Source organism: Alphaproteobacteria bacterium (assembly GCA_030740435.1).
Taxonomy (GTDB): domain Bacteria; phylum Pseudomonadota; class Alphaproteobacteria; order UBA2966; family UBA2966.
Genome location: JASLXG010000108.1, coordinates 1 through 3,959 on the forward strand (window position 1 = coordinate 1; position 3,959 = coordinate 3,959).

2 protein-coding genes are annotated in these 3,959 nt (G+C 67.3%); both read right to left on the reverse strand.

Annotated features, from left to right (window positions below; all coding sequences use genetic code 11):
- Positions 1–225: 225 nt before the first annotated feature.
- Positions 226–1,836, reverse strand: a complete 1,611-nt coding sequence (locus QGG75_12140; protein MDP6067981.1) for a class I adenylate-forming enzyme family protein — start codon at positions 1,834–1,836, stop codon at positions 226–228.
- Positions 1,836–3,959: molybdopterin-dependent oxidoreductase (locus QGG75_12145; GenBank protein MDP6067982.1), on the reverse strand; the 2,124-nt coding region annotated here is incomplete at its 5' end. The genes QGG75_12140 and QGG75_12145, both read right to left, overlap by 1 nt.

Here is a 3,959-nt window from a genome sequence, read left to right on the forward strand (position 1 = left end):
AGGGCTTCCGGCAGGAAGCCTGGGCGCCGACTGCGGACAGAAGAACGGAGCCCCTGCAGGCATCACCGCGGAGACGGAAACAAAGGGCGTTCGGAGCTTGACATCAACCAACCGATTACAGAAGGCACAGAGACACAGAGACACAGAGATTCTAGGCGAAGCAATCCAAGCCCTCTCTGTGCCTCTGTGTCTCTGTGGTTCACCAATGGACGGTGCCACCCAACTCTACTCTGGAGGTACCCTCAACCGCCCCTTAATGACCTTGCGGGTCGGCGTCATGGGCATGGATTCGACGATCGCCAGGCGTTCGGGCCAGAACATTTTGGCCACTTTGGCACCCGCCAGGTATTCCTTGACGTCGTCGAGCGTCAGCGCCGCCTCCGGTGCCAGCACCACGAACAGACAGGCGCGTTCGCCCAGCACCTCGTCGGGCACCGGCACCATGGCGGCCTGCAGTACGGCGGCGTGGGCTTCCATCAGTTCCTCGACGTCGAGGGGGTTGATCTTGATGCCGCCGCGCATGATGACGTCTTTCAGGCGCCCGGTGACGGTGATGTTGCCTGCTGCATCGATGCGCGCCAAGTCGCCGGTGCGGAACCAGCCGCCGGACCGGAAGGAAGCCTCGTTGGCGGCCTGGTTGTCGAGATAGCCCCAAAAATTATAGGGGCTGCGGATCTCCAGCTCGCCCTCATCACCGCTGGCGAGCTCGACGCCGTCCGGATCGCAAATGCGGGCGCTGCAGTCGCCGAACACGGGGCCGATGCTGGTGGCCCGCACCTCTTGCGGCGCGTCCTCGTGGCCGATGATGATGTCGAGCACCTCCGTCATGCCCCAGGTCTGGCAGACGCGGACGCCGGGGCAGGCCTCCTCCAGGCCGATCAGCACCTCGGGCAGGCAGACCGCACCGCCGATGAAGACTCGCCGCAAGTTCTGGCAAACGGCGGGGCCGAAGAACCCCGCCTTGCGGCCGGCCTTCACGTGAGCCGGGCCACAGAAAAGGATGGTCACTTCGTCGCGCACCAAGGTGCCTTCCAGAACCGGCGGCGCATAGGCCGCCATCATGGCGTTGGTGGCACCGGCCTCGAGCATGGCCAGCAGCACGATCAGGCCGAAGGCGTGGGTAAAGGCGGGGGCGCAAAGCACCGTCTGCTCGGCATCGATATGGAAGCCGCGGGCGCAGCTCACGCCGTCCAGCACCAGCGTGCGATAGGGATGCACCACGGCCTTGGGCGCCGACGTCGTGCCCGAGGTGAACATCACCACGCCCGGGTCGTCGGGACCGGGTGGATCGGCGATCTCACCGGGTTCGTGGGCGAGTAGATTATCGAATGCGAGCGAACCGGCCGGGGCCGTGCCACCGACCACGATGACTTGCTCCAGGCTGGGCACCTTGGCTTGCATCTCGGCCATCAGGGCCGCGGCATCGAAGCCCTCGATGCCGGCGAAGCAGACCACGCCGCGGGCCGCCACGTGGCGCAACAAGGGCTCCAGCTCGCCACCCCGGTAGGGCATGTGCAAAAGCGCCGGCACGCCGCCCATGGCCTGGATGCCGTAAAGTGCCACCAGAATGGCCGGCACGTTGGGAAGTTGAACACCGATGACGTCGCCCTTCCTGAAGCCCTGGGCCAGCAGGCCGCGGGCGAAACGCCTTACCTGATCGTCGAGCTCGGCATAACTGAGGCCGCCGCCGGGCGCCAGGGCGGCCGGCCGGTCTGGCGCCTTGCGGGCCCACTGGGCCAGCCAGTCCGAGGGCATGGTGTCGCTCCAGTCACCCTGTTCGATAAAACGCTTGGCCCGTTCGGGCGGGTAGGCCAGAGCCGATTTGAGATCCGCCATCAGTTACCTTTCCGTCTTTCGCGCTCCAGCGCCGCCAGCACCCGGTCGGGGGTTATGGGCAATTCCTCGAAGCGGATGCCCGTGGCATCTTTTATGGCATTGGCCAGCGCCGCGATGATGCCGGCCAGCGGTCCTTCGCTGCCCTCCTTGGCGCCGAAGGGGCCCAGGGGATCGATGCTTTCGACGATGTGGGCGTGGATGGGAGGCGAATCCATGATCGTCGGGATGCGGTAGTCGAGCAGGTTGGCGCGTGTCGGCAGGCCCAGGTGGTAGCCGGTTTCCTCATAAAGCGCCTGGGCCAGGCCCATCCAGACGGCGCCGTGGATCTGGCCCTCGACGGCGAGCGGGTTGATGGCCCGGCCGCAATCCAGCGCCACCCAGACGTCGTCCACCGTGACCACGCCCGAGGCTTCGTCGAGGGTCACCTCGGCCACCACGGCGGCGTAGGAAAAACCCATGGTGGCGCCCACGGCCGAGCCCCGGTACTTCTTGCCGCCATGCGATTCCGGCGGCGTGTCGTAGTTGCCGGTGACGCTGACGGTGCCGCCGCCGGCCAGCGCCGCTTCGGCGACTTCGTGAAATTTCAGGCCCCGGTCCTGGCTGGCGGCGCGGTAGCTTTCGTCGATCACCACGATGTCCTCGGGCGCCGCCTCGAGCTTCCGCGCCGCCGCCTCGACCAGGCGGGCCCGCAGTTTGTCGGCCGCCGCCAACGTCGCGTTCCCCAGCATGAAGGTCATGCGCGAGGAATAGGCGCCGTTGTCCTTGGGCACGATGTCGCTGTCGCTGGAGATCACCCGCACCCGGTCGAGGCCGACGCCCACCACCTCGGCGGCGATCTGGGCCATCACCGTGCTTGATCCCTGGCCGATCTCGGGGCCGCCGGTGAGCACCGTCAGGCGGCCGTCGAAGTCGAGCTTGAGCTTGACCGTGGCGTGGGGCTCGCCGGTCCAGTTGACCGGCTTGGCGGCGCCCGTGACCATGTGCGAACAGGCAAAGCCGATGCCGCGGCGGTGGCCCTCAGGCGCCGCCTCCAGGCCGTTTTCGCGTTTCTCCCGCCAGCCGCTGGCCGCTTCCACCCAGTCGATGCATTCGGGCAGGCCATAGGAATTCACCATCAGGTCGTTGGCCGTGAAGGTGGGGGCGGTGAGGAAATTCCGCCGTCTCAGCTCGAGGGGGTCGAGACCCAGCTCGGCCGCCATGTCGTCGAGCATGGATTCGAAACAGAAACGCACGTTGATGGTGCCGTGGCCCCGCATGGCGCCGCAGACCGGCGTGTTGGTGACCACGCGGCGGCCCAGGTAACGCGCGTTCTCGAGGGCATAGAGGCCGTGCAGCAGCGCCCCGGCATAAAGCAGCGTGATGACGCCATAGCCGCTGTAGGCGCCGCCGCGCTGGTCGTTCTCGAGCTCGACGCCGGTTATGCTGCCGTCGCGGCGCAGCCCGATCTTCAGGCGCAGATGAGTGTCAGGCCGGCCGCGGTGACTGATGAAGGTTTCCTCGCGGCTCAGCACCAGGCGCACGCGTCCGCCGGCCTCGCGGGCCAGAAGGGCGGCGATGATCTCGACGTTGAGGGCCTCGGCCCGGCTGCCGAAGCCGCCGCCGATGAAGGGCTTGACGACGCGGATGTGGGCCATCTCCAGGTCCAGCACCTTGGCCAGCATGAGGTGCACGTAATAGGGCACTTGCGTTGTGCAGTGCACCGTCAGGTGGCCGCGGTCGGGATCGTAATCGGCCAGCGCCGCGTGGGTCTCGATCTGGGCGTGGTTGACCTCGCCGCAATGGAAGCTCGCCTCGCGCACCAGATCCGCCGCGGCAAAGGCGGCATCGACGTCGCCCAGTTCGTGTTCGGCCAGGCGGTCGAGGTTGCCTTTGCGCTCGGCGTTGATCTCGGCCGCCCCCTCGACCAGGGCGTCGGCGGAATCGTAAGCCGGCAACTCGCGCAGCTCGAGTTCGATCAGCCCCAGCGCCTGGGCCGCGATCTCCGGCGTCTCGGCCGCCACCGCCGCCACCGGCTCGCCGCAGTAACGCACCTTGTGGCGCGCCAGCGGCAGCTCGAAACGCGCGATGGGCAGAATGCCGAAGCCCTGGTCGCTGACCTCGCCGGTTATCACGGCGTGAACGCC